Below are 26,983 nucleotides of genomic sequence, written 5' to 3' on the forward strand. Positions count from 1 at the left end.
TCGCCCGAGGTCCGGGTCAGGTAACCGGGTCAGTCAGTCGGCGGGCCGGCCCGCGAGGAAGTCGGCCAGCACCCGCGTGTGGGTGGAGAACGCCAACTCGACCGGCTCCGTGAGCACCAGCCACTCGGTGGCCTCCTCGGTCGGCGCCGACGGGGGCAGGTCACCGACCGGCCGTTCGGGCAGCACGCCGAAGACCATCATGGTGCCGCCGGCCGGCGCCCCGTGCACCGCGAAGAGCCGCGCCTCGTCGGCCTCGGCGAGCAGGCCGGTCTCCTCCCGCAGCTCGCGGACGAGCGCCTCGGACCACTCCTCGCCGTACTCGATGAAGCCGCCCGGGAGGGCGAGCTGGCCGCGGGCCGGCTCGATGTCCCGGCGGACCACCACCACGCCGAGGCCGTCCGGGGTGCGGACCGGCAGGACCGCCACCGCGACGGGCAGCGGGTTGCGCCACACCGTCTCCCCGCAGGCCAGGCAGACGCGCGGCCACCCGGCCTCCGCCGGGTAGGCCGCGCCGCAGAACGAGCAGTGCGTGTACGGTGCGGCGGTCACGCCGCTGCACGTTACCCGCCCGGGCGCCGCGGCGCCCCTTCACCCGCCCGTGCGGGGTGTCTCCGAGTGCCGCAGCCGGTCCGCGATGCGGCGGACGTCCGCCATGGTCATCCCGGTCCGCTGTGCCACCGCGAGCGGGTGGTCGGTCGGCTCGACCTCCACGAGCGGCTTCCGGCCGACCGGCTGGGTGTGCACGTTCGTCTTGAGTTGCAGGGTGCTCCGGCCGTAGACGGGCAGCTCGGTCGACAGCCAGCCGAAGTAGGGCGGCTCCGACTCCCGGCCCGGGCTCTCCCACAGCTCGACCGTGCGGGCGAAGTTGGCCGCGCTGAGCGACACCCAGACGCCCCAGGAGAAGGCGCCGTCCGCGTCGCGCAGCGGGATGTCGACGGTGCCCTGGACGAAGAAGTGCTCGCCCTGGATGACGCAGAGGTCCGGGGTCAGCTGGCTGCCGTCCGCCGCCGCCACCTCGTCGGACCAGTAGGCCGGCGCATGCGTGCGGTACGACAGGGGCGCTTCCTCGTGGCGCGCGCCGCAGGTGCCGCAGGTGTAGCCGAGGGAGTCGTGCATCCGCGTGACCCTAGCGGAGCGCGCCGGCGGCGTCCGCGCGGAGGGCGGCGCGGGCGTCCATCAGGGCGAAGCCGAGCAGGTTCGCGCCCCGCCACCGTGCCGGGTCCGCGGCGCGCGGGTCGTCGGCGGCCAGCCCGATGCCCCAGACCCGGTCCAGCGGGCTCGCCTCGACCAGCACCCGCTCACCGGTCCCGAGCAGGAACCGGCCCAGCTCCTCGTGCTGGCCGAACTTGGCCACGCTGCCGGCCACCACGATGTCGTAGCGGCGGGCCGCCCAGGTCGCCTCGTCGAAGCCGCGGACCTGCCGGCCGAGCGCCTTGGCCCGGTGCGGGTGCGCGGCGTCGAGGACCCGTTCGGCGACCTCGTCGTCGCCGAAGAGGGTGGCCTTGTGCCACATCATCCAGTGCTCGGCGGTGGCGTACGTCCGGCCGTCGACCGTGAACGGCGCGGGCCACCACTGGCTCAGGCAGCCGGCGCCGACGCTGCCGTCCCGCTGCGGGCGGTGCCCCCAGAAGTGCAGGTATCTCACCCGCGCTCCGGAGTGGACGGCGGCGGTCAGCTCGGCGACGGATCGGATCGGCACGATCGACAGTCTGCCGGAGGGCACCGACACTCCGCCGCCGCATTTCCCCGGCTCAGCGGTTGTCGCCGCTGCCACCCAGCACGCCACGGCCCTGGCGGCTGGCCAGCTTGGCCAGGTTGGCCGTTGCGATGTCGTCCAGCGACAGGTCGAGGTAGTCGGCGAGCACCGCCACGTACCAGAGCACGTCACCGAGTTCCTTGGCGATGTCGGCCCGGTCGATCCGCGACTCGTCGCCGTCGAGGTCTCGGACCCACTTCTTGAACTTCTCGGCGATCTCACCGGCTTCGCCGACGAGCCCGAGCACCAGGTGGAGCAGCTCGTTCCTCTTGTCGCGTGGAGCGGCGGTACGGAGGGCGCCACGCTGGTACTCATCCAGGTCCATGGCGGGCCAGTATCTCGAACCCCTCCCACCGACCAGCGGGGCCCTCCACGCCATGCTCCGCCGCCACACCACCGAATCCCCTCGCGGCGCCCGGGCCGCCGCCGGTAGCCTGCCCCGACCGATGTGGAAGGAGGAGGCGGTGGAGACCATCACGCTGTGGCGGCCGACCGGGCCGGAGGAGTTGGCGCTCGTCGAGGCGTCCGGCTGGCGCGCGTGGCCGCCTCGCCTCCCGGACCAGCCGATCTTCTACCCGGTGCTCACTGAGGAGTACGCCGTCCTGATCGCCCGGGACTGGAACGTCCCGGCGTCCGGCGTCGGCTACGTGACCCGGTTCGCGGTGCGGCGCGACTTCGCCGAGCGCTACCCCGTGCGGCAGGTCGGCGGCCGGGAGATCCGCGAACTGTGGATCCCCGCCGAGGACGTGCCGCTGCTCAACGCGAACCTCGTCGGCCGCATCGAGGTCGTGCACGAGTTCCACCCCGCCTGACCGCGCGACCGTGCCCGTGCCTGTCGAGGGCACGGGCACGATCGGCGGGGAGTCAGGGGGTCGGGGCGCCGGTGTAGAAGGCGGTCGTCCGGTCGCCGGCGGCGCGGGCCTCGTCGGCCGGGGTGCCGGCGGCGATGCTCGCCTCGGTCCAGCGGGCGCTGGCCTCCGTCATGAAGCGGCGGCCCTCGTCCGAGCCCATCCAGGCGACGGCCTCGTCCGGGGTGATCCCGGAGCCGTCGGCCGCGAGGTGGGAGGCCAGCCCGAGCAGTGCCCCGTCCCAGCCGACGCCGACGGCGCCCGGCCCGTACTCGGCCCACCGCGCGTCGTCGACGTGCGCGACGTGCTCCAGCTCGAACCGGGTACGTCCGGCGCCGGCCTCGGTGAGCCGCACCTCGATCCAGCTCACCTCCCCGCCGAACTCCCAGGTGGCGGCGAAGCTGTGCGGCGGGTCGCAGCGCTCGACGGTGCCCCCGGCGTTTCCTTCCAGCTGGTAGCGCCCCCCGAGCTTCAGCTCGCCCGAGATCGGCAGGAACCAGCGGGGGATCCGCTCGGCGCTGGTGCAGGCGTCCCAGACGTCCTCCACCGGCGCGTCGTACGTCTGGCTGATGGTCATGACCCGCGCCTCGCCGGCGGGGAGCGTGCGGGTGCCCAGCCGGCGCTCGACGGCGCTGATCTGCCCGGTCACGTCGATCATGGTGTGTTCCTCTCCTCGGAGTTGTCCTCGCGCAGCCGCCGCTCGCGCCGGCCCCGGGCCAGTTCGGTGGCGAGTGCCGCCAGCGGCGGCGCCCAGAACCGGCGGAAGCCGGCGAGCCACTCGTCCAGCTCGCGCAGCGGGCCCGGGTCCACTGCGTAGAGGCGGCGGGTGCCCTCGGCGCGCACGGTCGCGAAGCCGTGTTCCCGCAGCACCTTGAGGTGCTGCGACACGGCGGGCTGGCTGATGCCGAACTCCCGCTGGACGGTCGCGCCGACCGTGCCGGCGGGCTGCTCACCGTCGGCGAGCAGCTCCAGGATCCGGCGGCGCACCGGGTCCCCGAGGACGTCGAAGGCGTGCACGCCCTCTTTCTATCAGACCGGGCTTATATAAGCGAGCGCTGAAACGCCGGACACCTTCCGTTCGAGGCGAACGGAAGGTGTCCGGGATCCGGTCAGGCGCCGAGGCGGGCGGCCACGGTGCTGCGCAACTCCGGGAGCCGGTCGTGCAGCAGGCCGGGGCACTGGGTGCTGTTGAAGTCCTTGTGCCCGTAGATCTCGGTCGGCGGGATGCCGTACTGCTGGCAGGTGAAGGCGCAGAACCACACCAGGCTGTCCCAGAGCGCCTGCGGGGGCTGCACGTCGAGGTAGATGCCGTCGTTCTCGATGCCGATGGCCTGGCTGTTCTGCCCGACGCAGTGCGCGCCCTGCACCATGGTCTGCCCGTGCAGCAGCCCGTACAGGCTGCCGTGCCGGCCCTCGGTGAGGTAGCCGCCGCGGCTGTTGGTGAAGTGCTGCCCGGAGTCGAGCCAGCCGTTGGTGTCCATGTGCAGGTTCTGGATGTCGCGCGAGTTCCGGTAGGCCTGCGCGAGGCTGTAGTCGGTGGTGTTCGGGAATGCGGTGTGGTGAATGATGATCTTGTTGGGCCGGCTCTGCACCACGCTCACCGCCGACGAGGGCGGGCGGGCGCCCCACGTCGCGCAGTTGGCGATGGTTGGCTGGTCGATCCGGGTGGCGACGGCCCGGGCGTCGCGGTCGGCGCCGAACTGGGTCAGTGCGGTGGCGCCGAGCAGGACCGCGCCGCGCAGCACGGCCCGCCGGGGAACGGGTACGGACATCGGGGCCTCCTCGTCGGGGGGACGGACGCCGCCGGTGGCGGGCGGCCGGCAGGCCGGCCCGCCACCGGAGCGGGTCAGCAGGGTCCGTTGCAGGCCAGCACCTTGAGCCGGTCCAGGGTGCCGTTCCAGACGTTCTGGTCACCCGGGAAGACGCCCGAGGAGGCCCACTGCCAGAAGGAGTACGTCCCCCAGCCGGCCGGCAGGGTGCCGACGCTGCTGGAGTAGCGCGCGATCCACAGCGGGTTGTTCGCGGCGAACTGCGAGGTGTTGCCGGTGCAGGTGCTCCACCAGTCGGTAGTGGTGTAGATGGTGGCCCACCGGCCGGTCCGCGCGTAGTACTGGTTGACGAACGACGCGATCCAGCTGCGCATCGACGCCTGGCTCAGGCCGTAGCAGGTGGCGCCGTACGGGTTGTACTCGATGTCGAGCGCCCCGGGCAGCGTCTTCCCGTCCTTGGACCAGCCGCCGCCGTGGTCCACGAAGTAGTTGGCCTGGGTGGCGCCGCTCGTGGTGTCCGGGCGGGCGAAGTGGTACGACCCGCGGATCATCCCGACGTTGTAGGAGCCGTTGTACTGCTGGGCGAAGTACGGGTTGGTGTAGTACGTGCCCTCGGTCGCCTTGACGTACGCGAACCGGGCGCCGTTGCTCCAGGCGGCGGACCAGTTCACGTTGCCCTGGTGGCTGGAGACGTCCATGCCGGGCAGGCCGGCCGGCGCGGCGCTGGCGGGTGTCGCGCCGACGACGGCCGAGGCGGCCAGGGTGACGGTGGCGAGCAGGGCCGTGGCGGCCGTACGCAGCGCCGATCGCAGGGGACGGTTCATCTTTCCTCCCTGGGGGTTGGGGGGAGTCTGACGAAAGGAACTGTCAGTATTAGGTCACACAGCGAAGAATTCTTGCAATAGATGCATGGAAGTTTTTCGTTGTGTGGGTAGGTGGTGGGTGCGGCCCGGTGACGGGGAGTCGGCTCAGCCCAGGCGGCGGAGGAAGGCCCGGACCTGCTCGCGGGCCCGGTCGGTGAGCTCGGGCCCGTGGGTGAAGGCGGCCACGTCGTAGTCCAGCTCGCCCAGCACGTGCGCGGTCCGCTGGGTCATCCGGAAGTCCGTGCAGAACGACCGCACCGGCCAGCGCACGCCGGCCACGTTGAACAGCGCGTCCCCGGTGACCAGAACCCGCGTCGGCTCGTGCAGCAGCGACACGTGCCCCGGGGAATGGCCCGGGGTGTGCACCACCCGCAGGCCGCCGCCGACCGGGAGCACGTCGCCGTCGGCCAGCGGCCGGGCCACCGCGACGGCCGGGAACCGGCCGCCCGCCAGGCGGGTGAGGAAACGGCCGACCGTGTTCCCGCCGCCCTGCGGCGGCACCCGGCCGGACTCGGCGTACGGCACGTCGGCCCGATGCGCGGCGACCGGGGCGCCGGTGCGCCGGGCCAGCTCGGCGGCCCCGCCGGCGTGGTCAGCGTGCGCATGGGTCAGCACGATCCGGGTCACGTCGGCGGGGGTCTTGCCGATGGCCGCCAGCCCGCGCACGATGCGGGCCGGGGCCCGTCGCACGCCGCAGTCGACAAGCGTGACGGAGCCGTCGTCGTCGACGAAGGCGTAGGAGTTGACCATGGCACGACCCACGGTGGGGATGCGCCAGACCCCGGGGGCGAGCGGAACCGCCGCGGTTCGTGCCATGCCCCGAGTGTCGGACGCTGGCGACGGTCGATCAACACCTGGGTCCGCGGAAATCCCTCGGGCCGGCGTGTCGATCGGCCGGGTCCCGGTTCGTGTGGAGGGTGGAGGGGCCGGAAGCGACCGGCCGCCGGACGAGGAGGCAGTCCCGTGAAGCAGTACCTGATCAGCATGTACCAGCCGGCCGGCGGGGGCGTGCCGGACCCGGAGTTCCTGGCCGGGGTGATGCGCGAGGTCGACGCCATCGGCCGGGAGCTGCGGGAGGCCGGCTGCTGGGTGTTCGGCAACGGGCTGCACGCCCCGGAGACCGCCACCGTGCTGCGCCCGAAGGGCGACGAGGTGCTGGTCACCGACGGCCCGTTCGCCGAGGGCAAGGAGTATCTGGGCGGCTTCACCATCATCACGGCGCCCGACCTCGACGCCGCGCTCGACTGGGGTCGCCGGTACGCCCTGGCCACCACCCTGCCGGTGGAGGTGCGCCCGTTCCAGGGCGAGGCATGACCGGGCCGACCGACGTCGAACGGGCCTTCCGCGCGGAGTACGGCCGCGCGGTCGCCGTCCTGGTCCGCCTGCTCGGCGACATCGACCTCGCCGAGGAGGCGGTCCAGGACGCGTTCGCCGTCGCGGTCGACCGGTGGGCGGTCGACGGGCCACCGCCCAGCCCGGCCGGCTGGATCATCACCACGGCCCGGAACCGGGCGATCGACAGGCGCCGCCGCGAGGCGACCCGCGCCGACCGGCACGCCCAGGCCGCCCTGCTGTACGCCCCCGAGCCACCCACCGAGGAGGGGCCCGTGCGCGACGACCGGCTCCGCCTCATCTTCACCTGCTGCCACCCGGCGCTCGCCGTCCCGGCCCGGGTCGCGCTGACCCTGCGCCTGCTCGGCGGGCTGAGCACCGCCGAGATCGCCCGGGCCTTCCTGGTGCCGGAGCCGACCATGGCGCAGCGCCTGGTCCGGGCCAAGGCCAAGATCCGGGACGCGGGCATCCCGTACCGGGTGCCCCGCGACGCCGACCTGCCCGACCGGCTGCGCGCCGTGCTCGCCGTGGTCTACCTGATCTTCACCGAGGGGCACACCGCCAGCGCGGGGGAGCGGCTGGTCCGCGACGAGCTGTGCGCCGAGGCGATCCGGCTGGGCCGGTTGCTGGCCCAACTGATGCCGGACGAGCCGGAGGTGCTCGGGCTGCTCGCCCTGATGCTGCTCACCGACGCGCGGCGGGGCGCCCGGACCGCGCCGGACGGCACGCTCGTGCCGTTGGGCGCGCAGGACCGTGGCCGGTGGGACCGGGCGCTGATCGCCGAGGGGCAGGCGCTCGTGCGGCGCTGCCTGCGGCGGGACCGGCCCGGCCCGTACCAGATCCAGGCCGCGATCAACGCGGTGCACAGCGACGCGGCGACCGCCGCGGACACCGACTGGCGGCAGATCCTCGCCCTCTACGACCAGCTCGTGGCGCACGCGCCCGGGCCGGTCGTGGCGCTGAACCGGGCCGTCGCGCTGGCCGAGGTCGCCGGTCCGGCCGCCGCCCTCGCCGAGGTCGACCGGCTGGACCTGGCCGGCTACCACGTGCTGCACGCCGTCCGCGCCGACCTGCTGCGCCGCCTCGACCGGCCCGCCGAGGCGGTGGCCGCGTACGACGCGGCGATCGCGCGCACCGACAACACCGCCGAACGGGAGTTCCTCCGCCGCTCCCGCGACCTGCTGAGGAGCCACCCGTGAGCGCACCGGAGATCCTTGTCGACGGACTCGCCTTCGGCGAGTCGCCCCGCTGGCACGACGGGCGGCTCTGGCTCGCCGACTGGGGCGCCGGGGAGGTGCTGACCGTCGACGCGGCGGGCCGGACCGAGGTGGTCGCCCGGGTCGACGGGCTGCCGATCTGCTTCGACTGGCTGCCCGACGGGCGGCTGCTACTGGTGGCCGGGAGCGCCGGGCGGCTGCTGCGCCGGGAGCCCGACGGCGCGCTGCGGACCCACGCCGACCTGGCCGCGCTGGTCCCGCACCCGTGGAACGAGGTGGTCACCGACGCCCGGGGGAACGCGTACGTCAACACCATCGGCTTCGACTTCCCCGGCGGGGAGTTCCGGCCGGGCCTGGTGGCCCTTGTCGCGCCGGACGGCGGTGTCCGGCCGGTCGCCGACGACCTGGCGTTCCCCAACGGCATGGCGCTGACCCCGGACGGGGGCACCCTGATCGTCGCCGAGTCGTACGCCGGTCGGCTCACCGCGTTCGACGTGGCCGCCGACGGGACGCTCGGCGGGCGGCGGGTCTGGGCGGCGGTGCCGGACTCGGCGCCGGACGGCATCTGCCTCGACGCCACGGGCGCGGTCTGGTACGGCGACGTGCCGAACCGGTGCGCCGTGCGGGTCGCCGAGGGCGGCCGGGTGCTCGACCGGATCGAGCTGGACCGGGGCTGCTTCGCCTGCGCCCTCGGCGGTCCGGACGGGCGCACCCTCCACCTCGTCACCACACAGTGGAGCCCCGCGGCGCTGTCCGGCGGGCCGCGCACCGGCCAGGTGCGCACCCTGCGGGCGCCCGCCCCGGCCGCCGGCTGAGCCCGGCCGACCCTGCACGACGGGTGCAACTCCGCGCGCGCCGCGGAATCGTGATCCCGTCGATATCACCATGCCCTCCGGGAGGCATTGACGAACACTCGCCGAAAAGTACACTCCCGGTGTAATAAGTTTCCCCGCTTCGCCCGAGCCGCACCGCGCACCCCCGACGCCGCGTCCTCTCCCGAGGTGAAGATGAGCCCACCCCCCACCCCCGTGGACGGCATCGACCTGGCGCTGTACGGCGTCGGCGTCCGGTTCGGCGGCCTGGTCGCCCTCGACGACGTCTCGCTGCGGGTGCCGCCCGGCCGGATCGTCGGCGTGATCGGCCCCAACGGCGCCGGGAAGACCACCCTGTTCAACGTGGTCTGCGGCTTCGTCCCGCCGACCAGCGGATCGCTCACCCTGGACGGCCGGCCGTTCCGGCCCCGCCCGCACCGGCTGACCCGGCTCGGCATCGCCCGCACGCTCCAGGGCGTCGGCCTGTTTCCCGGGCTCACCGTGCTGGAGAACGTGGTGGCCGGTGCCAGCCACGCGGCCCGGGCCGGCTTCGCCACCGCCCTGTTCGGCCTGCCGCGCAGCGACCGCGACGAGCGCCGGCTGCGCCGGGAGGCCCTCGACCTCCTCGCCGAGCTGGGTGTGGCGGCGCACGCCGGGGCGGCCCCGGCCACCCTGCCGTACGCGGTCCGCAAGCGGGTCGCCCTGGCGCGCGCCCTGATCGCCCGGCCCCGGCTGCTCCTGCTCGACGAGCCGGCCGGCGGGCTCGGGGCCGACGACGTCGCCGAGCTGGCCGAGCTGGTCCGCACCCTGCCCGAGCGGGCCGGCGGCGCCTGCTCGGTGATGCTGGTCGAGCACCACATGGACCTCGTCATGTCCGTCTGCCAGGAGCTCGTGGTGCTCGACTTCGGCCGGGTCATCGCCGCCGGCACCCCGGACGAGGTCCGCGACGACCCGGTGGTCACCGAGGCGTACCTCGGCGCCGACGTGCCGGCCGAGGCGGCGGGGGCCGGATCGTGACCGGGATGCTGGAGGTCGAGGCCGTCAGCTCCGGCTACGGGCCGGTGCCGGTGCTGCGGGACGTGACGTTCGCGGTGCCCGCCGGGACCATCGCCGCCGTCCTCGGCGCCAACGGGGCCGGCAAGACCACCCTGCTGCGTACCCTGTCGGGTCTGCTGCGGCCCACCGGCGGCCGGATCCGCTTCGACGGCGCGGAGCTGCGCGGCGTCCGCGTCGAGCGCCTGGTCCGGCGCGGCCTGGCGCACGTGCCGGAAGGCCGGGGCGTGGTGGCCGAGCTGACCGTGGAGGAGAACCTGCGCCTCGGCGGGCTCTGGCGCCGCGACCGGGCCGACGCCCGGCGCGCCCAGGACGAGGTGTACGAGCTGTTCCCCGCCCTGGCCCGCCGGCGCCGGCACGCCGGGCACCAGCTCTCCGGCGGGGAGCGGCAGATGCTCGCCCTCGGCCGGGCGCTGATCGCCCGGCCCCGGCTGCTGCTGCTCGACGAGCCGTCGCTCGGCCTCGCCCCCAAGGTGACCGCGCAGATCATGGCGCTGCTACGCCGGCTCTGCGACGACCGCGGGCTCACCGTCCTGCTGGTCGAGCAGAACGTCCGCAGCGCCCTCTCCGTCGCCGACCAGGGCGTGGTGATGTCGCTGGGCCGGGTGGTCACCGCCGCCCCGGCGGCCCGGCTGCGCGACGACGCCCAGCTCCGGCACGCGTACCTCGGGTTCTGACGGCCCGGCGAGCAGGAAGGATCCGCATTGGACCGGTTCTTGTTCCTCACCTTCGGCGGGCTGTCCACGGGCGCGGTCTACGCCGCGTTCGCCCTCGCCCTGGTGCTCATCTGGCGGGCCGCCCGGCTGGTCAACTTCGCCCAGGGCGCGATGGCCGTGGCCACCGCCTACGTCGGCTACGCGGTGGCGTCCGCGACCGGCTCCTACTGGGTGGGCCTGGGCGCCGCAGTGCTCGCCGGCCTGCTGCTGGGCGCGCTCGTCGAACGGGTGCTCATGCGCTTCGTGGGGCACGCCAACCCGCTCAACGAGGTCATCGTCGCGCTCGGTCTGGTGCTGCTCATCCAGGCGGTGCTCGGCATGGTGTTCGGCAACGGCTACCGGCCGGCGCCCGCACCGTTCGACACCGACGCGCTCACCGTGGGCGGGGTCGCCGCGCTCTCCCCGTACGACCTGTGGGTGCTCGGCGCGGTGCTCGTGGTCGTGGTGCTGCTGGCGCTGCTGTTCACCCGTACGCCGATCGGCCTGCGGATGCGGGCCGCCGCGTTCGCCCCCGAGGTGTCCCGGCTGCTCGGCGTCGACGTCTCCCGGATGCTCACCCTCGGCTGGGCCCTCGCCGCCGCGGTCGGCGCGCTCGCCGGCATGCTGGTCGTCCCCACCGGGCTGGGGTTGCACCCCCACGCCATGGACCTGGTCTTCGTCGTGGCGTTCACCGCCGCCGTGGTCGGCGGCCTGGACAGCCCGGCCGGCGCGGTGGTCGGCGGCCTGCTGGTCGGCCTGATCCTCTCGTACGTCACCGGCTACCTGGGCCCGGACACCACCCCGCTGGCCGTCCTGGTGCTGCTGCTGGCCGTCCTCCTGGTCCGCCCCGGCGGGCTCTTCTCCAGCGCGAGAGCGAGGCACGTGTGACCGCCACCCGCCCCTCCGCCCGCTCCGGGGTGGACCGGCCCGCCGGGCCGTCCCCGCTGCGCCGGCTGCTGCCCGGGGCGCCCGCCACGGCCGGCGCGCGCGGGTCGACCCTGCTGCGCCACCTGGCCGTCGCGGTGCTCGCCGGCACCCTTGTCGTGCTGCTCACCAACCAGCTCGCGCCCTACCAGAACCTCCAGGTGGCCCGGGTCTGCGCGTTCCTCTGCGTCACCGCCGGCTACACCGTGCTGGTCGGGCTCAACGGCCAGCTCTCCCTGGGGCACGGGGCGCTCATGGCCACCGGCGCGTACACCGTGGCGCTGGTGCAGCGGGGCTTCGACGAGCGGGGGATCCAGGGGCGGTGGATCCTGCCGCTGTCCCTGCTGGCCGCCCTGGCGGCGACCGCGCTCGCCGGTCTGGTCATCGGACTGGCGGCGGCCCGGCTGCGCGGGCCGTACCTGGCCGGCGTGACCCTCGCGGTCGCCACGCTGGTGCCGGCCGTCAGCACGATCTTCACCGGCGTGTTCAACGGCGAGCAGGGGCTGCGCTTCCCGGCGGAGACGCCACCGGCGTTCCTCGGCGCGTACTTCCAGCCGGAACGGTGGCTCGCGTGGATCGCTCTGCTCGCCGCGCTGCTGACCGTGCTGCTCCTGGCCAACCTCGTCCGCAGCCGGTTCGGCCGGTCGCTGCGCGCCGTACGCGACGACGAGGTGGCCGCCCGGCTCGCCGGCATCCACGTCGCCCGCACCCAGGTGCTCGCCTTCGTGGTCAGCGCCGGCTGCGCCGGCCTCGGCGGCGGCGTGTACGCCGTGCTCACCGCCACCGTCGCGCCCGGCAAGTTCCCCCTGGAGCTGTCGCTGTTCCTGCTCATGGCCATCGTGATCGGCGGGCTGGGCAGCCTCGCCGGCGCGGTCTGGGGCGCGGTGCTGCTGGTCGCGCTCCAGGACCTGCCGAGCCTGCTCACCGAGACCTTCAGCCTGCCGTCCGGCCTGGCCCAGCGGCTGGAGGGCAACCTCGCGCTGGCTGTGTTCGGGCTGATCCTCATCGTCGTCATGCTCGCCGCCCCGGGCGGCCTGCACGGCGCCTTCCGCACCCTCGCCGCCCGGCTGCGGGCCCGCCGCCGCGCGCCGGAGCACTGACCACCTTCGGTTCCACCCGCCCGTTCGCACCGCCGCACCGGAATGGAGAACCATGCGCCCCACCACCCGCCGCATACTCGCGGCCGCCACCGGCCTCGCCCTGCTGGCCGCCGTGCCGGCCTGCGCCGACGACGAGAAGCAGGCCGCCGAGAACGTCCCCGGCGTCACCGACACCGAGATCGTCATCGGCACCCACCAGCCGCTCACCGGCCCCGCCGCACCCGGCTACTCGAAGATCTCCGCCGCCACGAAGGCGTACTTCGAGCACGTCAACAGCAAGGGCGGGGTGAACGGCCGGAAGATCGTCTACAAGGTCATGGACGACGGCTACAACCCCGCCAACACCGAGAACGTGGTCCGCAAGCTGGTGCTCGACGACAAGGTGTTCGCGCTCCTCGGCGGGCTGGGCACCCCCACACACACCAACGTGCTGGAGTTCGTGAAGACGCAGAAGGTGCCCGACCTCTTCGTCTCCTCCGGCAGCCGGAACTGGAACCAGCCCGACAAGTACCCGACCACCTTCGGCTGGCAGCCCGACTACACCGTCGAGGGCAAGATCCTCGCCACCTGGGTCAAGCAGCAGTTCCCCGGCGCCAAGGTCTGCCACTTCGGGCAGAACGACGACTTCGGCCGGGACTCCCTGGCCGGGGTCGAGAAGGTCCTCGGCGCGGTGGCGGCGAAGCAGACGTACACCACCACCAACCAGCAGGTCGGGCCGGCGATCGGGGCGCTCAAGGCGGCCGGCTGCCAGGTGGTGATCTCGGCGAGCATCCCGGGCTTCACCGCGCTGGCCATGGGGCAGGCCGCCGGGCAGGGGTTCCGCGCGCAGTGGGTCGTGTCCAACGTGGGCGCCGACTACACCACGCTCTCCAACCAGCTCGGCGACAAGAAGGTGATCCTCGAGGGCATGGTCGCCGACAACTACCTGCCCATGGTGGGCGACAAGGCCAACCCGTGGATCCAGGAGTTCACCAAGATCCACCAGCAGTACAACTCGGCCAACCCGGTCGACGGCAACGCGATCTACGGCTACTCGATGGCGTACACGTTCGTGCAGGCGCTGCTCGCCGCCGGCAAGGACCCGACCCGGGAGAAGCTGGTCGAGGCCGTGCGGAAGGGTGGCTTCCGGGGGCCGGGCCTCACCCCGTTCCGGTACAGCGACGACGTGCACGCCGGCTACAGCGGGGTGCGGCTGAACAAGGTCCAGAACGGCGCCCAGGCGTACTTCGGCCCGACGTACACCACCGATGACGGCGACGGCGCCGTCACCGAGTTCACCGAGCCGCCGGCCACGCCGCCGGCGGACGCCATCCCGACCACCTGACCAGCGCCACGGGCCGGGCGGCCGTCACCGCGGTGACGGCCGCCCGGCGGCGCGCACGTAGAGTTGCGCAGTCCGGCGCGACAACCACCGGGGGGCGGGCGGGTCGCGCGGGCCACGAGCCACGCACAGGGGGCAGTCGCATGATCGAGGTGGACGCCGACGCGCCGGCGCGGGTGGACGGCCGGTCGGCGCGGGCCGAGCGGACCCGCGCCGCCATCGTCGAGGCGCATCTGGCCCTCATCGACGCGGGCGACCTGCGGCCCACCGGGGAGCGGATCGCCGAGCGCGCCGGGGTGTCGCTGCGCACCCTCTGGACCAACTTCAAGGACATGGAAACCCTGTTCGCCGCGACGGGGCGGCTGGTCGGGGAGCGGCTGGACGCCCTCTGGCGGCCGATCCCGCCGGAGCTGCCGCTCACCCGGCGGATCGCGGAGTTCTGCGACCAGCGGGCCGAGATGCTGGAGGTGCTGGCGCCCTCCGCGCGCGCCTCGGCGCTGCGGGAACCGTTCTCGCCGCAGCTGCGGCGCAACCGCGAGGCGGCCATCGCCCGCGTCCGCCACGAGATCGAGCTGGCCTTCGAGCCGGAGCTGGCGCACGCGGGCCCGGGGCGCGAGCAGCTGCTGGACGCGCTGACCGTGGCCTGCACCTGGGCGGCGTGGGCGATGATGCGCGACGCCATGGGCCTCGACGTGGCGGCGGCCCGGGCCACCCTGGCCCGCACCATCGGCGCGCTGCTCGTCGACGCCATCGCCGCCGGCCTGCGCTGACCTGACCTTTCGCCCCGCTGCCGACCGGCCCGGTCGGCTGCGTCAGTCGTCGCGCAGGCGGCGCAGGATCCGGGTCAGCTCGGTCCGGTCCGCCGGGTCCAGGGCGCCGAAGAACCGTTCCGCCTCGGCGGCCCGGGCCACCCGGATGGCCTCGCCGACCCGTTCGCCCTCGCCGGTGAGCGCGACAAGCGTCGCCCGCCGGTCCACCGGGTCGGGCCGCCGCTCGACCAGCCCGCGCTCCGCAAGGCCGTCGACGACCTCGGTGGCGGAGCGGGGCGCGATGCGCAGGTGCTCGGCGAGCGTGCTGAGCCGCACCGCGCCGTGCCGCATGAGCACGGCGAGCGCCCGGGCGTGCCCCGGGTTGATCTCCCAGGGTTCGAGGGTGCGCCTGGACTGGTGGCGCAGGCGCCGGGCCACCGCCCAGAACGTCTCGGCCAGGCTCTCCTCGTCGTCGCTGCCGGTCACCGGAATACGGTAGCAGCACATGCTGTTGCTACCTCATGATGAGGTAACCTCAGCAATGTCCCCGACGGAAGAGAGCACCCCCTTGGACGGATTCCGAGACGGCCGCGGTGGCGGCCGAACCACCGTGACCCCCGCCGAGAAGGCGCAGGCCCGCCAGGTGTCCCTGCGCCGGATCGGCGGCCTCTTCACCGACCATCGCGGTCCCCTCGCGGCCGTGGTGGCGATCATCGTGGCGTCGTCCGTGATCGCGATGGCGTCGCCGTTCCTGCTGCGTACCGTGATCGACCGGGCCCTCCCCGAGCGCGACCTGACCCTGCTGGCCTGGCTGGTCGCGGGCATGGTCGGGGTGGCCGCCGTGACCGCCGTGCTCGGCGTGGCGCAGACCTGGATCTCCACCCGCGTGGGGCAGGAGGTCATGCACCGGCTGCGCACCGACGTCTTCACCCACCTCCAGCGCCAGTCGATCGGCTTCTTCGTCCGCACCCGCACCGGCGAGGTGCAGTCGCGGATCACCAACGACATCGGCGGCATGCAGGCCGTGGTCACCTCCACGGCCACGTCGATCGCCGCCAACCTCACCACGGTGGTCGCCACGGTCATCGCCATGGTCGCGCTGAGCTGGCGGCTCACCCTCGTCTCGGTGGTCGTGCTGCCGCCCGCCATCTGGCTGACCCGTCGGGTGGCCCGGCTGCGCCGGGAGATCACCGCACGCCGCCAGCGCGAGCTGGCCGACCTCAACGTCACCATCGAGGAGGGGCTGTCGATCAGCGGCGTGCAGCTGGCCAAGACCCTCGGGGCCGGCGCGACCCTGGTCGACAGGTTCACCGCCTCCTCGGCCCGCCTGGTCGACCTGGAACTCCGCTCGGAGCTGGCCGGCCGCTGGCGGATGGCCTCGATGACGGTGATCTTCGCGGCGATCCCGGCCGTCATCTACCTCGGCGCCGGCCTGCCCGGCACCGCCGGCACGCTCACCATCGGCACCCTGGTCGCCTTCACCGCCCTCCAGGGCAACCTGTTCCGGCCGCTCATGGGCCTGCTCAACGTGGGCGTCTCGCTGACCGCCTCGATGGCGCTGTTCGCCCGGATCTTCGAATACCTGGACCTGCCCGTCGAGGTGGCCGACCCGGCACACCCGGTCGCCCTCGACCCGGCCCGGGTCCGCGGCCACCTGCGCTTCTCCGACGTCACCTTCAGCTACCCGGGCAGCGACACCGCCGCCGTGGCCGGCGTCAACCTGGACGTCCCGGCCGGCACCAGCCTGGCCCTCGTGGGCGAGACCGGCTCCGGCAAGAGCACCCTCGCCGCGCTGATCAGCCGGCTGCACGACCCCGATGCCGGCCGCATCACGATCGACGGCGTCGACCTGCGCGACGTGCGCCTGGCCGACCTGGCCGCCGTCGTGGGCGTGGTCAGCCAGGAGACCTACCTGCTGCACGCCACCGTGCGGGAGAACCTCCGGTACGCGAAGCCCGACGCCACCGACGCCGACATCGAGGCCGCCGCCCGCGCCGCGCAGATCCACGACCTGATCGCCGCGCTCCCCGACGGCTACGACACCGTGGTCGGCTCCCGCGGCCACCGGTTCTCCGGCGGCGAGAAGCAGCGCCTGGCCATCGCCCGCACGCTGCTGCGCGACCCGCGGATCCTCGTGCTGGACGAGGCGACCAGCGCGCTGGACACCGAGACCGAGCGCGCCGTGCAGCGCGCCTTCGACGAGTTGGCCCGGGGCCGCACCGTGGTCACCATCGCGCACCGCCTCTCCACGGTCCGCGACGCCGACCAGATCGCCGTGCTCGACCACGGCCGGATCGTCGAGTCCGGCACCCACGCCAGCCTGCTCGACCGCGCCGGCCGGTACGCGTCGCTCGCCGCCTGAGCGCCGTGCCTCGAGCGCAACCAGACCAGCACCGACAACTGCTGATTTGCTGGCTCAGGCGTCGGGCGGCCCGGGGCTGTCCGGGTCGCCCGACGGGGTCTCGCCGAACGGGGTCTCGCCGGACTGCGGCGTCGGTTGCGGCCCGGAAGGACGACGCGGGGGAGGCGGGGCGGGCGGCGGCGGGAAGGGTTCGAGCGGGGTGAACTGCTCGACCGGGGCGTCCGGCCGGGGAACCCGCCGGCCTTCCGGCGGGCGCTTCCGCTGCTGCGGCGGGTGGTCCGTCCGGAGCGCCTCCGGCATACCGGCCGCCTGCGTGGCGCCGTTCTCGGGCGAGCCGGTCGTTGGCGCGGTGCCGTTCTCGGGGCGGCGTGCGCGCTGTTCTTCGGCGTACGCGGCGCGCCGGCGGTCGAGGTCGCGCTGCCACTCCAGGGCGATGCGCTGGTCCCAGTACGGCTGGAGCAGCCTGCGGACCGGCTCGTCGAGGTACACCGACACGTCCGGCTCGCAGGTGAACGTGACCTCGCCGCGCTCGTAGGCCCACGGGAGGGCGTCGTCGCCGGTCATCGCACCCTCCAGCACGGCCATGAAGGCGCGGGGGAGGTCCGGCGGGATGTCCGAGGCGCACCGCATCGCGATGCGCCGGAACCGCTGGAGCGCCTGCGGCTGGAACTGGTCGACGTACCAGCCGAACAGTTCCGGCCGCGCGTTGTGGGACGTCCAGGTGAAGGTCGCCCGGACGACGAAGTGGTAGACCTGCCCCTGCGCCGGGACCAGCAGGGTCGGCGCCGCCCGCCGGTCGACCAGCGTCACGGGCGAGGATTCCGCCTCCTGCCACTGCAACTGGTCCAGCAGGGGCCGGGCCGCCGTCCACAGCCGCGCCGCCCCGCGCCGCGTGGCCGCCCAGAGCTCCCGAGCACGGCCGCGCCACCGCTTCCACCGGTCCGGCGCCGGCACTCCGCCCCGATCGCCCTCGACGCTCCGGCCGCGGCCGCCCTCGACGCTTCCGCCCTCGACGTTTCGACCGTGGCCGGCCTCGGGACCGCCGCCGTCCGTCTCGCCGGCGTGGGAGCCGCCGTCCTCGCCGGGCGTCCCGGTCATCGCACCCCTCTCCGATGGAGTAGCCGCGCGTCGTACGGCCGCGCCGGTACGGGGTCGGTGCGGCCGCTCGAGGGGTGTGCGGAGACGCCGAGCCGGCCCTCCGCGGTCCCACGCTAACAAGCCGACGCGGCGGCTCCCGGCAGCCGCGCGGGGCGCGGGCCGGCGTGCCGCTCGTGGACGTCACGATCGCTGACGCACCTGCGACCGGACACGCCGACGACAAAGCACCCCAGCCGAGGGCATCGTGGTGGTCCGCTTCGCCCACCGTCGCCTGGTGCACGAGACCGACGAGGTGCGCCGCGAGACCCTGGCCATCCTCGCGCGCCGCGCGGCCGCCACCGGCTGAGCCCGCCGCGCACGGCGTGGCCGCCAGGAGGAAACGCCGCATCGACGCATGAGAACTTGTGGATGTTCGGCCGGTGTCGAGTGTCCTGTTGAGCTGGTCGGATGGCGGGACGGACATCGCCGTTCGATGACAGGAGGGACCGTGCGCACACCATCGCGTGCGACGACGGGGGCCACCGCGCTGCTACTCGCGGCCGGGCTGGTCCTGACCGCGGGAGCTGGCGGCCAGGCGGCACCCCGGCACGAGATTCCGACCCAGGCGCAGCCCGGCCACCTGCCGGGCGACAGCCACGACAGCAAGACGAAGGACAACCGGAAGGGGCGGACCGCGCCGACCGACCGCCAGCAGGACCGGGCCGCCGCGCTCGGCGCCCGGGTCCGCTGGACCGACTTCGGCACGCCCGCCGTGCTCACCGCCACGAGCCGGCCGCTCGCCACCGGGCTGCCCGCCGACCCGGCCGCCGCCGCGCGGGCGTACGTGGCCGCGAACCGTGAGGTGCTGGGGCTGACCGCCGAGGGCGCCGCCGCCCTGGAGCAGTTGACCGTCGCACCGATGGGGGACGGCGCCACCGTGCTGTTCCGGCAGCGCTTCGGTGACCTGCCCGCCGCGGTCGACGGCATGCTGGCCGTCGGCGTCCGCGACGGGGTGGTGTGGCACGTCAGCTCGTCCCTGGCCCGCGACGCCGGCGCGCCCGCCCCGGCCACGATCAGCGCCGACGAGGCACGGCGGGCCGCTGCGGCCGACGCCGGCCTGACCGACCCGACCGTCCTGCGTACCTCGCTGGTCGCGGTGCCGACCGCGGACCGGGGGCCGCGGGCGGCGTACGAGGTGGTCCTCGGCGCGGACGTCACCGGCGCGGACCCGGCGGCCTTCGCCACCTACGTGGACGCCCGCGACGGCAGCGTGCTGGTCCGCGAGGACCTGGTCGACCACGACGTGGACAACCCGTCGTGGGAGGTCTTCCCGAACTCGCCGTCGGTCGACAAGTCCTCCACCGACACTCGGGTACGCTGGTGCGCCGAGCCGGCGGCGGGCTGCGACGAGGTGGTCGGCGTGCCCGGGCACCCCGCCTGGGACGTGGACCCGGCCACCGGGACGTCCACCACCACGACGCGGGGCAACAACGCGTTCGCCGTGCAGAACTGGTTCAGCAACGACCCGTTCAGCGTGGGCACCGAGACGGCCACGCCGCGCCCGGACCGCAACTACGCCTACCCCTGGACCAACCAGTGGTACGTGCAGAAGTGCAGCCCGGACACCTTCACCTCGCCGCAGGCCAACGACATCGACGCGGCCCGGGCCAACCTGTTCGCCATGCACAACCGGATGCACGACTGGTCGTACCACCTGGGCTTCACCGAGGCGACCTGGAACATGCAGCGGGACAACCTCGGCCGCAGCGGGCTGGGCAACGACCCGGAGCAGGGCAACGCGCAGGCCGGCGGCGTCAGCGGCGGCCCGCCGGCGTTCGCGGCCCGCAACAACGCCAACCAGATCACCCCGCCGGACGGCATCGCCCCGACGACAAACATGTACCTGTGGCAGCCGAGCGCCGGCTCGTTCTACGCGCCCTGCGTCGACGGCGACTTCGACATGTCGGTCATCGCCCACGAGTACGGGCACGCCGTCAGCGGCCGCATGATCGCCGGACCGAACGCCGGTGTCAGCTCCCCGCAGGGGATGAGCGAGAGCTGGTCGGACCAGCTCGCCATGGAGTACCTGTACGAGCACGGGTACGCGGCGCCGGGCCGGAAGGGCTTCACCATCGGCGAGTACACCACCGGCGACCCGAACGCGGGCATCCGCAACTACAACATGAGCGACAGCCCGCTCAACTACAGCGCGATCGACTACGACTTCGTGGGCCTCCAGGTGCACGCCTCCGGTGAGGTGTGGAGCGCCACCAACGCCGACATCCGGGCGGCCATGATGGCCCGGTACGGCGCGGGCGACGCGGCCCTGCAGAAGTCCTGCGCCGACGGGGCGACGCCGGTGACGGCCTGCCCGGGCAACCGGCGCTGGATCCAGCTGGTCTTCGACTCGTTCCTGCTGATGGCGGTCAGCCAGGTCAGCATGGTCGACGCGCGGGACGCGATGCTCGCCGCCGACCGGATCCGCTTCGGCGGGGCCAACCAGGACCTGCTCTGGAACGCGTTCGCCGCCCGGGGCCTCGGTGAGACCGCGGCCAGCCTCGGCAACGCGGACGTCAACCCGACGCCCGGCTTCACCTCCCCGTACGCGGGCGAGGCGACCCTGACCTTCCGGCCGGTCGACGACGACGCGGTGGTGTCCGGGGCGCAGCTGTTCGTGGGCCGCTACCAGGCCCGAGCCGTGCCGGTGGCGGACACCGACGCCGCCACGGCGCTCACCGACCAGGTGAGCCTGGTCCCCGGCACGTACGAGTTCGTCGTCCGGGCCCCCGGCTACGGGCACGTCCGGGTCGGCCCGGTGACCGTGACGGCCGGCCAGGTCCGCGACCTGCCGGTGACGCTGCGCCGCAACCTCGCCTCGACGGCCGCCGGCGCGACGGTCGGCGGGGACGGGATCAACCTGGCGCGGATCGCCGACGACGACGAGGCCACCAACTGGGCCTCGCTGGGCGCGCCTGTCGCCGGCCGGCAGGTCACCGTCGACCTGGCCGGGGGTACGCAGCAGGTCCGCCGGGTGCAGGTCAGCGCCATGCTGCGCCCGCCGGTGGCGGGCGACGCGGACGCCGGCACGCAGAACCGGTTCTCCGCGCTGCGCCAGTTCTGGGTCCTCGCCTGCACGGCGGGGGACGGGGTGAGCTGTGCCGACGCGGCGAACTACCGGGTCGTCTACACCAGCCCGGCGGATGCCTTCCCGTCGGTGGCGCCGCGGCCGCGGGCCCCGGAGCTGATCGTCCGGTCCTTCGACATCCCGCGGACCAGGGCCACCCACCTGCGGGTGGAGGTGGTGACCAACCAGTGCACGGGCGCGCCGGACTACGCCGGTGAGCAGGACGCCGACCCGCGGGCGGCGACCGACTGCGCCACCGCCAGCCCGCAGGCGCAGAACGTGCGGATCGCCGAGTTCCAGGCGTTCGCGCAGTAGGCGACGGGGTGCGGGCGGGCGACGCCCGCCCGCACCCCTTGCCAGGCATCGGCAACCATCACTACATTCATCGGCGGGCGCCGCCGTACGGCGGCTGCACGTCCCGCCCGAGCCGGGCAGTTCCGGTACGCGCCGTCGCGCGCGTCCGCACGCGAGGTCCCCGCAGTCTCCGCGCCGCCGGTCGGTCGACCGGTGGCCCGCCGAGAGGACCCCGATGAGGATCTCCCACGCCCGTCCCGCCCCGGTTGTGGCGGCCGTCGCCACCCTGGCCGCCGCCGTCGTCGTCACCCCGCTGGTGGCCGGCCCGGCCGCCGCCGCGCAGGGCTGCCAGGTCGACTACCGCCCCACCGTGTGGCCGGGCGGGTTCACCGCCACCGTCCGCGTCGCCCCCGGCGACACCGCCCTGAACGGCTGGACGGTCGGCTGGACGTACCCCGGCGACCAGCGGATCACCGGTGCCTGGAACGCCGTGGTCAGCCAGTCCGGCGCCAGCGTCACCGCCCGCAACGCCGCCTGGAACGGCAGCGTGCCGGCCGGCGGCGCCACCGAGTTCGGCGTCCAGGGCACGGTCGGTCCGGCCGCGCCGGCGCCGACCGCCTTCACGCTCAACGGCGTGCCCTGCAACGGCGCGCCGCCCGGTCCGACGACCGCGCCACCCTCGCCGTCCGGCTCACCGACGACCTCGCCGAGCGCGACGACGTCCCCGAGCCCGACGCCGACCACCTCGCCGAGCCCGACGACCTCCCCGAGCCCGACGCCGACCACCTCGCCGAGCCCGACCGGGCCGCCGCCGGCCGGCTGTGCCGGCGCCGTGCTCTGCGACGGGTTCGAGAACCAGACCGGGTCCGCGCCCTCCGGCGACTGGGCCGTGGTGCACCCGGACTGCGCCGGCACGGGCGCCGCCGCCGTGGACACCGCCACCGCCCATGCCGGGAGCCGGTCCGTCCGGATCGACGGCGGGGCCGGCTACTGCAACCACGTCTTCGTCCGCGCCAACCGCGACCTGTCCGCGGTGGGGGCGGTCCGCTACGGCCGGCTCTGGGTCCGCCACACCACAGCCCTCCCGGCCGACCACGTCACGTTCCTGGCCATGACCGACGCCGCCGACGGCAACCGTGACCTGCGGATGGGCGGTCAGAACGGCGCGTTGCAGTGGAACCGGGCCTCGGACGACGCGACGCTGCCCGAGCAGAGCCCGGCCGGGGTGGCGCTGAGCGTGCCGCTGCCCACGGGCCGCTGGTCCTGCGTGGAGTTCATGGTGGACGGGAACACCGGGCAGTTGCGCACCTGGCTCGACGGCGCGGCGGTCGCCGGGCTGACCGCCGACGGCGTGCCGACCCACGACGTCGACGGGCAGTGGTACGGCCGCACCTGGCGTCCCCGGCTCACCGACCTCAAGATCGGCTGGGAGAGCTACGGCGGCGCGGCCGACACACTCTGGTTCGACGACGTGGCGCTGGGCGCCACCCGGATCGGCTGCTGAACCGGCCCGGCCGGGCGGTCCGAGGGGCCGCCCGGCCATGGTCGATCATCGAGCGTTCACCCGGCATTCGGGGCGCGGTCGCCGCGCGGGTCTGTACGCCGGGAAGGATCACCGCCAGACTGGGCGCGGCCGGACAACGACACCGGTCGATGCCGTCGCCCAGTTCGGGGAGGATCCCTTGATCACGCTCGCGACACCGCTCCGCTCCACCGGCGCCCGCGTACGCCGGGCCCTCGGCGCGTGCGCCCTGCTCACCGCCATGGTCGCCGCCGCGCTCGTCGGTCCGCCGGCGGTCTCCACCCGGCTCGCCGAGCCGGCACAGGCCGCCGTCTACAGCTCCTGCACGATGACCCGCTGCGCCGACGCCCGCACCGCGCGTTCGGGCTGGTCCGCCAAGAGCTTCCCGACCAGCCGCGGCTGGTACTCCTGGAGCGGCGGCCTGTGCAACTTCGCCGGCGGCCGGTTCTACAACTACGAGGGGCAGCTCCCCACCAACGCCACCTACTACGAGTACGACGTCTACCCGCGCGCCTGCGGCGCCGCCCGGGACGCGTACCGGATCGTGGTCAACAAGAGCACCGGGGCGACCTGGTTCTCGCCCGACCACTACGCCAACTTCTACCGGCTCTGACAGGCGTCGGGCGGGTCGGGCCGGCGGGCCCGGCCCGCGCCGGCCGGAAAGGATCGACCGATGGGCGCAGCGTCCCCGCACCCGCCGGCCTGGCTCGTCCTCGACGGCGGGCCGGAGCCCGAGCCGGCCGGGGTGCCGGTGGCCGCGGCGGCCGCCCGGACCCGGGCCGGCCTGTTCGAGGCGCTGGCCGCGGCCCTGCCCCTGCCCGTCTGGTTCGGGCGCAACTGGGACGCCCTCGCCGACGTGCTGGCCGACCGGCTCGACGCCGGCCCGCTGACCCTCGTCGTGCGGGACGCGGTGGACCTGCTCGCCGATGAGCCGCCCGCCCAGCTCGGCACCCTGCTCGACGTGCTCGGCGGGGTCGCCGCCGGCGGCCACCGGCCGCTGCGCGTGGTGCTGCGCGACCGCCCCGACCGGCTGCCCGCGCTGCGCGACCGGATCACCGCCGCCCTGGGCGGCCGCGTCGGCGCCCCACCCCCGGACGCGAGCTGACCACAACCGCCGGTCAGTTCGGCTGGTCGAGGATCGCGCTGAACCGTTCCTCGGCCAGGTCGAGCTGGGCGAAGATGTGCCGCTTCACGGGCGCCGACAGCGGCGTGTCGGGCCGGGCGATGAGGTCGCGGAAGACGGGCACCAGCGGCCGGTACTTGGCCGCCGAGCGGGCCACCTTCGGCCCGACCGTGTGGATCACGCCCACCCCGTTGTCGGTGAAGTCCGATACCTTGATCACCCGCGCCCAGGGCTCGCGGTCGAGGCTCGCCGCCACGTGTTCCCGGTACTGGACGTGCCGGTCGCGTCCCGGGTCGTACGCCGGATTGGTGACCGCGCCGACCAGCCGGGCGACCCGCGGGCCGAACCGCGCGGCCAGCGCGGCCAGCGCCGCCGGGGTGGGATCGCCCGCGGTGTCCGGGCCGGCCAGTTCGGCGGGGTGGTCCTCCACGGCGTCGTGCAGCAGGCCCGCCACGATCACGTCCACGTCCCGCACCTGGTAGTGGTGCATCATCCGGATCGCCACCCGGAGCAGGTGGTTCAGGTACGGCTCGCGCACCCGCCGGTCCTCCCGGTGCAGTTCGGCGGCGAGGTCGAGGGCGGCGGTGAGCCGCTCCCGGGCGGGCTCGTCGAACGCCTCGACCTCCAGCCGGAAGCGGGCCAGCAGGCCCGGCTCGCCGTGGATCTCGGTGATCGCGTGCATCGGCATTGTCGCCAGGTACGCCGGGAACTCCATGCGTCCCTTATAGCTGATCTTCGCCAGCAACGGCCGGGTCGGGTCAGCTCCCGGTCAGTCGCTTGACCAGGCGGACGGTGGTGCCCTCCGGAGTGCCGGCGACGCTCACCTCGTCCATCACCCGGGTCATGATCATCTGCCCCCGGCCCCGGTCGCCGGACTCGCCGTCGGCGTCCGTCCGCCAGCCCCCGCGGTCGCGCACCTCGATCGTCAGGTGGTCGTCGCGCAACTCCGCGCGGAGCGTGGTGATCCCCTCGGGGGCGAACCGGTAGCCGTGCTCGATGGCGTTGGCGCACGCCTCACCGGTGGCGATCAGCACGGTCTCGACGTCCCACTCGCTCACCCCGTGCGCGCGCAGCCAGCCCCGCAGCCGCTCCCGGGTGGGCGCCAGCCGCGCGGGGTCGGCGGGCAGGTCGACGGTGAAGACCGGGGCCGTCCCGGCCGGGTCGTCGCCCGGCACCAGCCCGGCGGCTGTCCCACCCTCCACGTCCGGTCCCCCGTCCCGCGTACGTCCCGGGCCTGGGCGCTTGCCGTCACCGTCCCGTCCTGTCGGTCATTGTCCCCGGTCGGGGCCGGCCTTATTCCTCGACCCGGCGGTTGGTTCCGACCTGATGTCCGATCCCGCCGGGCGGGCGCGGCGCCGCCGGGCCGCGGGTCACAATCGGCGGGTGGACCGGGTGCTGGACCTGCTGGTGGCGCTGCCGCCCGCGCTGGTGCTGGCCCTGGTGTTCCTGCTGCCGGCGCTGGAGGCGTCCACCTTTCTCGGGCTGCTCGTGCCGGGCGAGATCGCGGTGCTGGTGGGCGGGGTGCTGGCGCACGAGGGGCGGCTGCCGCTCTGGGCGGTGATCCTCGCGGCGGTCCTCGGCGCGGCCCTCGGCGACCAGGTCGGCTATCTGGTGGGCCGCCGGTACGGGCGGCGGCTGCTGGCCCGCACGCCCCGCCGGTTCGTCCGCTCCGGGGAGGTGTCGCGGGCGCTGGATCTCGTCCGCCGCCGGGGCGCCGCCGCGGTGGTGATCGGCCGGTGGGCGGCCGCGCTGCGGGCGCTGGTGCCCGGGCTGGCCGGGATGAGCGGCCTCCCGCGCCGCGCGTTCACCCTGGCGAACCTGGCCGGGGGCGCGCTGTGGGCGGTGACCGTGGCACTGCTCGGCTACCTGGCCGGGGCGTCGTTCCGGCTGCTGGAGCGGCGGCTCGGCTGGGGCGGCGAGGCACTGCTCGCCGTCGTGGTGCTCGTGGTGGTCGTGCGGGTGGTCCGGGCCCGGCGGGCCGCCCGCCGCGAACGGGCGCACGCCGCCGGACCCCGCTGACCGCGCCGGTGGTCCGAGCCGGCGGGAGCGTGGTCGTGGGTCACATGGGGAAGACGGTCCAGAGCCAGTCGCGGAGCCCTGCCGTCCGGTGCCGGCGGCGGTGGTTCGCCGGTACGTCGCAGTGTCCGGCGCGGTGCTGGTCCCGCTGCCGGTGCGGCGCGCTCATCGCGCCGAGGTGGTCACGCCCTCTCTTTTGATCATGGCTTCGATGGTCGCAGGACCGCCCGCGGGCGGCAACGGGATTACCGGCCGGGCCGGCGCCGCACCGAGGGGGAGCGCCGGCCCCATCCGCGGTCGGGGCAGCCCGACGGCGCCCGCACGGTGCAGAATGCGGCCGGCAGTGGCCACGGTGGAGGGAGCACAGGGTGAACGGGCACGACTTCGCGCCGGTCTTCGGCCCCGCCCGGGTGATGGTGATCCTGCGCGACCTGCCCCCCGACGAGACCGTCCGGCTCGCCGAGCGGGCCTGGGACGTCGGCATCGACGTGGTGGAGGTGCCGATCCGCACCCCCGACGCGGTCCTCGCGTTGCGCGCCGCCGTGGACGCCGGCCGGCGGCGGGACCGCCTCGTGGGCGCCGGCACGGTCCGCACCCCCGCCCAGGTCCGGCAGGCCGCCGGCGCGGGAGCCGCGTTCACCGTCGCCCCCGGGCTGGACCTCGCGGTCGCCGACGCGGCGGTCAGCTACGGCATCCCGCACCTGCCGGGCGTGGCCACCCCCACCGAGGCGCAGCAGGCCCTCGACCACGGCCTGGTCTGGCTGAAGGCGTTCCCGGCGGTCAGCCTCGGCCCGGCGTGGTTCCGGGCGGTCGCCGGGCCGCTGCCCGAGGCGCGGTTCGTCGCCACCGGCGGGATCGACGCCGACAACGCCCGCGACTTCCTGGCCGCCGGGGCGCGGGTGGTGGCGGTCGGGTCGGCGCTGGCCGACCCGCGGCAGATCCCGCGCCTCGCCGCCCTCGCCGCCGGCGAGGACTGAGGCCGGCCGGCGGAGGCGTCCGGGGTGTCCGGCGGCCAGGACTGAGGCC

General features: G+C 74.7%; 31 protein-coding genes. 17 read left to right on the forward strand and 14 right to left on the reverse strand.

Features of this window, described 5'->3' with window-relative positions:
- Nucleotides 1-33: 33 nt before the first annotated feature.
- The 4 genes from GA0070603_RS00665 to GA0070603_RS00680 are packed head-to-tail and all read right to left on the reverse strand — an operon-like array spanning nt 34 to nt 2,081.
- A complete protein-coding gene (locus GA0070603_RS00665; RefSeq protein ID WP_091305619.1) occupies nt 34-549 on the reverse strand; it encodes an NUDIX domain-containing protein in 516 nt (171 codons plus the stop codon).
- A gap of 39 nt (nt 550-588) precedes the next feature.
- Nucleotides 589-1,116 carry a DUF2199 domain-containing protein gene (locus GA0070603_RS00670; protein ID WP_091305622.1) on the reverse strand — a complete coding sequence of 176 codons (528 nt, stop codon included), beginning with the start codon at nt 1,114-1,116 and terminating at the stop codon, nt 589-591.
- A gap of 10 nt (nt 1,117-1,126) precedes the next feature.
- Nucleotides 1,127-1,699: a riboflavin biosynthesis intermediates N-glycosidase gene (locus tag GA0070603_RS00675; protein ID WP_425270396.1), complete on the reverse strand. Its 573-nt coding sequence runs from the start codon at nt 1,697-1,699 to the stop codon at nt 1,127-1,129.
- Between the two features lie 52 nt (nt 1,700-1,751).
- Nucleotides 1,752-2,081, reverse strand: coding sequence for a nucleoside triphosphate pyrophosphohydrolase family protein (locus tag GA0070603_RS00680; RefSeq protein ID WP_091305628.1), 330 nt, complete (start codon nt 2,079-2,081; stop codon nt 1,752-1,754).
- 121 nt (nt 2,082-2,202) lie between these two features.
- On the opposite strand from GA0070603_RS00680, the gene GA0070603_RS00685 reads away from it, so the two are divergent.
- On the forward strand, nt 2,203-2,568 hold the full coding sequence (locus tag GA0070603_RS00685; RefSeq protein WP_091305631.1) for an ADP-ribosylation/crystallin J1: 366 nt from the start codon (nt 2,203-2,205) through the stop codon (nt 2,566-2,568).
- 52 nt (nt 2,569-2,620) lie between these two features.
- Here the strand turns inward: GA0070603_RS00685 and GA0070603_RS00690 are convergent, their stop codons facing one another.
- From GA0070603_RS00690 to GA0070603_RS00710, 5 genes are all read right to left on the reverse strand, one after another.
- Nucleotides 2,621-3,262, reverse strand: coding sequence for an SRPBCC family protein (locus GA0070603_RS00690; RefSeq protein WP_091305634.1), 642 nt, complete (start codon nt 3,260-3,262; stop codon nt 2,621-2,623).
- Nucleotides 3,259-3,621 carry an ArsR/SmtB family transcription factor gene (locus GA0070603_RS00695; RefSeq protein WP_091305637.1) on the reverse strand — a complete coding sequence of 121 codons (363 nt, stop codon included), beginning with the start codon at nt 3,619-3,621 and terminating at the stop codon, nt 3,259-3,261. Before GA0070603_RS00695 ends, GA0070603_RS00690 begins: the two co-directional genes overlap by 4 nt.
- Nucleotides 3,622-3,713: 92 nt before the next feature.
- Nucleotides 3,714-4,376 carry a peptidoglycan recognition protein family protein gene (locus tag GA0070603_RS00700; protein ID WP_091305640.1) on the reverse strand — a complete coding sequence of 221 codons (663 nt, stop codon included), beginning with the start codon at nt 4,374-4,376 and terminating at the stop codon, nt 3,714-3,716.
- Nucleotides 4,377-4,450: 74 nt separating this feature from the next.
- The gene (locus GA0070603_RS00705; protein ID WP_091305642.1) at nt 4,451-5,197 is read right to left on the reverse strand and encodes a lysozyme; all 747 of its coding nucleotides are present in this window, start codon (nt 5,195-5,197) and stop codon (nt 4,451-4,453) included.
- Between the two features lie 144 nt (nt 5,198-5,341).
- Complete coding sequence (locus GA0070603_RS00710) at nt 5,342-6,052, reverse strand: MBL fold metallo-hydrolase (protein WP_091305645.1); 711 nt, start codon at nt 6,050-6,052, stop codon at nt 5,342-5,344.
- 147 nt (nt 6,053-6,199) lie between these two features.
- Between GA0070603_RS00710 and GA0070603_RS00715 the strand changes: the two genes are divergently transcribed.
- From GA0070603_RS00715 to GA0070603_RS00755, 9 genes are all read left to right on the forward strand, one after another.
- A complete protein-coding gene (locus tag GA0070603_RS00715; RefSeq protein WP_091305648.1) occupies nt 6,200-6,550 on the forward strand; it encodes a YciI family protein in 351 nt (116 codons plus the stop codon).
- Complete coding sequence (locus GA0070603_RS00720) at nt 6,547-7,767, forward strand: RNA polymerase sigma factor (protein ID WP_091305652.1); 1,221 nt, start codon at nt 6,547-6,549, stop codon at nt 7,765-7,767. The genes GA0070603_RS00715 and GA0070603_RS00720 overlap by 4 nt, the downstream gene beginning before the upstream one ends.
- The gene (locus GA0070603_RS00725; RefSeq protein ID WP_091305654.1) at nt 7,764-8,600 is read left to right on the forward strand and encodes an SMP-30/gluconolactonase/LRE family protein; all 837 of its coding nucleotides are present in this window, start codon (nt 7,764-7,766) and stop codon (nt 8,598-8,600) included. Before GA0070603_RS00720 ends, GA0070603_RS00725 begins: the two co-directional genes overlap by 4 nt.
- A gap of 192 nt (nt 8,601-8,792) precedes the next feature.
- Nucleotides 8,793-9,614, forward strand: a complete 822-nt coding sequence (locus GA0070603_RS00730; protein ID WP_091305657.1) for an ABC transporter ATP-binding protein — start codon at nt 8,793-8,795, stop codon at nt 9,612-9,614.
- Nucleotides 9,615-9,619: 5 nt separating this feature from the next.
- A complete protein-coding gene (locus GA0070603_RS00735) occupies nt 9,620-10,327 on the forward strand; it encodes an ABC transporter ATP-binding protein (RefSeq protein WP_208862770.1) in 708 nt (235 codons plus the stop codon).
- A gap of 27 nt (nt 10,328-10,354) precedes the next feature.
- Nucleotides 10,355-11,233 (forward strand): branched-chain amino acid ABC transporter permease, encoded by an 879-nt coding sequence (locus GA0070603_RS00740; protein ID WP_091305667.1) that lies wholly within the window; start codon nt 10,355-10,357, stop codon nt 11,231-11,233.
- Nucleotides 11,230-12,369 (forward strand): branched-chain amino acid ABC transporter permease, encoded by a 1,140-nt coding sequence (locus GA0070603_RS00745; protein ID WP_244282330.1) that lies wholly within the window; start codon nt 11,230-11,232, stop codon nt 12,367-12,369. Before GA0070603_RS00740 ends, GA0070603_RS00745 begins: the two co-directional genes overlap by 4 nt.
- A 52-nt stretch (nt 12,370-12,421) precedes the next feature.
- The gene (locus GA0070603_RS00750) at nt 12,422-13,693 is read left to right on the forward strand and encodes an ABC transporter substrate-binding protein (protein WP_091305669.1); all 1,272 of its coding nucleotides are present in this window, start codon (nt 12,422-12,424) and stop codon (nt 13,691-13,693) included.
- 140 nt (nt 13,694-13,833) lie between these two features.
- Nucleotides 13,834-14,460 carry a TetR/AcrR family transcriptional regulator gene (locus tag GA0070603_RS00755; RefSeq protein ID WP_091305672.1) on the forward strand — a complete coding sequence of 209 codons (627 nt, stop codon included), beginning with the start codon at nt 13,834-13,836 and terminating at the stop codon, nt 14,458-14,460.
- A 42-nt stretch (nt 14,461-14,502) separates the two neighbouring features.
- Here the strand turns inward: GA0070603_RS00755 and GA0070603_RS00760 are convergent, their stop codons facing one another.
- Nucleotides 14,503-14,946, reverse strand: a complete 444-nt coding sequence (locus GA0070603_RS00760) for a MarR family winged helix-turn-helix transcriptional regulator (RefSeq protein WP_187399461.1) — start codon at nt 14,944-14,946, stop codon at nt 14,503-14,505.
- Between the two features lie 34 nt (nt 14,947-14,980).
- Here GA0070603_RS00760 and GA0070603_RS00765 point away from each other — a divergent pair, with 34 nt between their 5' ends.
- Nucleotides 14,981-16,801 (forward strand): ABC transporter ATP-binding protein, encoded by a 1,821-nt coding sequence (locus tag GA0070603_RS00765; protein ID WP_244282332.1) that lies wholly within the window; start codon nt 14,981-14,983, stop codon nt 16,799-16,801.
- Between the two features lie 54 nt (nt 16,802-16,855).
- On the opposite strand, the gene GA0070603_RS00770 is transcribed toward GA0070603_RS00765, so the two are convergent.
- Entirely contained in the window at nt 16,856-17,899 is a 1,044-nt protein-coding gene (locus tag GA0070603_RS00770; RefSeq protein WP_091305679.1) for a hypothetical protein, read from the reverse strand.
- 487 nt (nt 17,900-18,386) lie between these two features.
- Between GA0070603_RS00770 and GA0070603_RS00775 the strand changes: the two genes are divergently transcribed.
- The 4 genes from GA0070603_RS00775 to GA0070603_RS00790 all read left to right on the forward strand — a co-directional run bounded on the left by GA0070603_RS00775 (nt 18,387) and on the right by GA0070603_RS00790 (nt 23,923).
- Nucleotides 18,387-21,317, forward strand: a complete 2,931-nt coding sequence (locus tag GA0070603_RS00775; protein ID WP_091305681.1) for a M36 family metallopeptidase — start codon at nt 18,387-18,389, stop codon at nt 21,315-21,317.
- Between the two features lie 214 nt (nt 21,318-21,531).
- Nucleotides 21,532-22,800, forward strand: a complete 1,269-nt coding sequence (locus GA0070603_RS00780; protein ID WP_091305684.1) for a cellulose binding domain-containing protein — start codon at nt 21,532-21,534, stop codon at nt 22,798-22,800.
- A 259-nt stretch (nt 22,801-23,059) separates the two neighbouring features.
- On the forward strand, nt 23,060-23,431 hold the full coding sequence (locus GA0070603_RS00785) for a ribonuclease domain-containing protein (RefSeq protein WP_370464071.1): 372 nt from the start codon (nt 23,060-23,062) through the stop codon (nt 23,429-23,431).
- A 60-nt stretch (nt 23,432-23,491) separates the two neighbouring features.
- On the forward strand, nt 23,492-23,923 hold the full coding sequence (locus GA0070603_RS00790; RefSeq protein ID WP_091305689.1) for a barstar family protein: 432 nt from the start codon (nt 23,492-23,494) through the stop codon (nt 23,921-23,923).
- A 13-nt stretch (nt 23,924-23,936) separates the two neighbouring features.
- Here GA0070603_RS00790 and GA0070603_RS00795 read toward each other — a convergent pair whose 3' ends face one another.
- Nucleotides 23,937-24,656, reverse strand: a complete 720-nt coding sequence (locus tag GA0070603_RS00795; RefSeq protein WP_091305691.1) for an HD domain-containing protein — start codon at nt 24,654-24,656, stop codon at nt 23,937-23,939.
- A gap of 43 nt (nt 24,657-24,699) precedes the next feature.
- Nucleotides 24,700-25,143 carry an ATP-binding protein gene (locus tag GA0070603_RS00800; protein ID WP_244282334.1) on the reverse strand — a complete coding sequence of 148 codons (444 nt, stop codon included), beginning with the start codon at nt 25,141-25,143 and terminating at the stop codon, nt 24,700-24,702.
- Between the two features lie 181 nt (nt 25,144-25,324).
- Here GA0070603_RS00800 and GA0070603_RS00805 point away from each other — a divergent pair, with 181 nt between their 5' ends.
- A complete protein-coding gene (locus GA0070603_RS00805; RefSeq protein WP_208862771.1) occupies nt 25,325-25,960 on the forward strand; it encodes a DedA family protein in 636 nt (211 codons plus the stop codon).
- A 40-nt stretch (nt 25,961-26,000) separates the two neighbouring features.
- On the opposite strand, the gene GA0070603_RS32300 is transcribed toward GA0070603_RS00805, so the two are convergent.
- Nucleotides 26,001-26,126, reverse strand: a complete 126-nt coding sequence (locus GA0070603_RS32300) for a hypothetical protein (RefSeq protein WP_279627467.1) — start codon at nt 26,124-26,126, stop codon at nt 26,001-26,003.
- A 199-nt stretch (nt 26,127-26,325) separates the two neighbouring features.
- Between GA0070603_RS32300 and GA0070603_RS00810 the strand changes: the two genes are divergently transcribed.
- Nucleotides 26,326-26,934: a bifunctional 4-hydroxy-2-oxoglutarate aldolase/2-dehydro-3-deoxy-phosphogluconate aldolase gene (locus tag GA0070603_RS00810; protein WP_208862772.1), complete on the forward strand. Its 609-nt coding sequence runs from the start codon at nt 26,326-26,328 to the stop codon at nt 26,932-26,934.
- The last annotated feature ends 49 nt before the right edge of the window (nt 26,935-26,983 follow it).

The organism is Micromonospora chersina, assembly GCF_900091475.1.
In the GTDB taxonomy this organism is placed as follows: Bacteria; Actinomycetota; Actinomycetes; order Mycobacteriales; family Micromonosporaceae; genus Micromonospora; species Micromonospora chersina.